2 protein-coding genes and 1 pseudogene are annotated in these 1,728 nt (G+C 69.1%); 1 reads left to right on the top strand and 2 read right to left on the bottom strand.

The features are described from left to right. On the bottom strand, positions 1-631 hold a 631-nt coding region (locus G6027_RS11635; RefSeq protein ID WP_182637324.1), incomplete at its 3' end, for a rhomboid family intramembrane serine protease. 118 nt (positions 632-749) lie between these two features. Beyond that, entirely contained in the window at positions 750-1,280 is a 531-nt protein-coding gene (locus G6027_RS11630) for a peptidylprolyl isomerase (RefSeq protein ID WP_182637323.1), read from the bottom strand. A gap of 71 nt (positions 1,281-1,351) precedes the next feature. On the opposite strand from G6027_RS11630, the pseudogene G6027_RS11625 reads away from it, so the two are divergent. Beyond that, positions 1,352-1,728 (top strand): annotated as a pseudogene (locus G6027_RS11625) (hypothetical protein); the annotation flags it as partial.

The raw sequence follows: 1,728 nt of genomic DNA, 5'->3' as shown, positions 1-1,728 counted from the left end.
CCCGCCCGCCGCGGCCCACCCGTCCCGGCAACCGACGGGGCAGCACCACCAGGGCGAGCGCGCCGAGCGCGCCCACCAGCAGGCCGCCGAGGTGGGCGGCGAGTGAGATGCCGGGGACCAGGAAGCTCACACCGATGTTCAGCACCAGCAGAATCCCGATCCCCTTGACGTCCAGGCGCATCGACATCGCGACGATCGCGTAGGCACCCATAAGGCCGAAGATGGCACCGGACGCCCCGGCCGTGAGCGCGTTCTGGCCGTAGAACATCACGGCGACGGAACCACCGAAGGCGGAGACCAGGTACAGCGCGAAGAAGCGCGCGTGACCGATGCTGCGCTCGATGCCCAGGCCGAGGATCCACAGCATGTACATGTTGAGCAACAGGTGCATCGGCCCGAAGTGCTGGAAGGCCGAGGTCATCAGGCGCCACCACTCATCCCGCACCGCCACCAGCGGCGGAAAGAGCGCCGTGGCCTCGAACAGTGCCGAGGTGTGGTTGCCGAGCATGCTCCGCGACTGGGCGACCGTGGCGGCGTAGACCGCGAGGTTGGCGGTGATGAGCCACGCGGTCACCGGCCGGAGTCGGAAGAAGCGGGAGACGGCGCCGCCGCTGTGCGTCTGGGTGGTCATGGCCTGGTGGGGTGTCACCGTTCCTGGATCGTCATGGATAGACCGGCGGCGCGGGACCGGTGTTCCGGTGCCCGCGCCGCTGGGCGGGCCGTGTCGCCACGGCCCTCGGGATCAGGTGTCAGGAGATCTCGATGGACTCGATCACGATGTCCTCGACCGGGCGGTCCATGGCGCCGGTCTTGGTGGTGGCGATGGCGTCGATGACCTTCTGCGAGTCCGCGTCGGCGACCTTCCCGAAGATGGTGTGCCGGTTGTTCAGGTGCGGCGTGGGGCCCACGGTGACGAAGAACTGCGAACCGTTGGTTCCCGGGCCGGCGTTGGCCATGGCCAGCAGGTAGGGCTCGGTGAACTGGAGCTCCGGGTGGAACTCGTCCTTGAACTGGTAGCCCGGGCCGCCGCGACCGGTTCCCGTGGGGTCGCCGCCCTGGATCATGAACCCGGAGATGACGCGGTGGAAGATCGAACCGTCGTAGAACGGGCCGGTCTTCTCGCCCTTGGCGTTGGCCTGGGAGTAGTCCTTCGACCCGTCGGCCAGCCCGACGAAGTTCGCGACCGTCTCCGGGGCGTGGTTGCCGAACAGATCGACGACGATGTCGCCCTTGTTCGTGTGGATGGTTGCCTTCTGCGTTGCGATGCTCACGACGACCATCCTGCCACGCGGTCCCGGTGGATGTCGGCGAGGTGGTGGTCGGTGTCCGAGGGCTGTGCCACCATCTACCCATGAGCACACGAAGCGATCGCGCCGCCGAGCGTAAGGCCATCAAGTCCGCCGAGAAGGACCTGGAGAAGGCCGGCACCGCCGCCCGCAAGGCATTCGACCTCAAGGACCCCCGCTTCCTGGGCGAGGCCGCCGTGGCCGCCACCCGTGGGCCCGCGGGCCTGGCCCTCTTCGGCGCGAGCCGCGGTATCCAGGTGCTGCGCGATCGTCGTGCGGAGCAGGCGGAGATCCTGGGCAATCTGGCCGCAGACGCCAAGCAGCACGCCGAGGCCCTGCGGGAGCAGACCTCTGTCCTCACCGCGCCCCAGGAGAAGCCCAAGGCGCGGCGCCGCCTGGCCCCCCTGTGGATCGTCGGACTCGCCGGCAGCGCGGCCATCGC

The organism is Dietzia sp. SLG310A2-38A2, assembly GCF_014145095.1.
Lineage (GTDB): Bacteria > Actinomycetota > Actinomycetes > Mycobacteriales > Mycobacteriaceae > Dietzia.
Note: the sequence above shows the minus strand (reverse complement) of the source record. Positions and strands in the feature narration are given on the sequence as shown.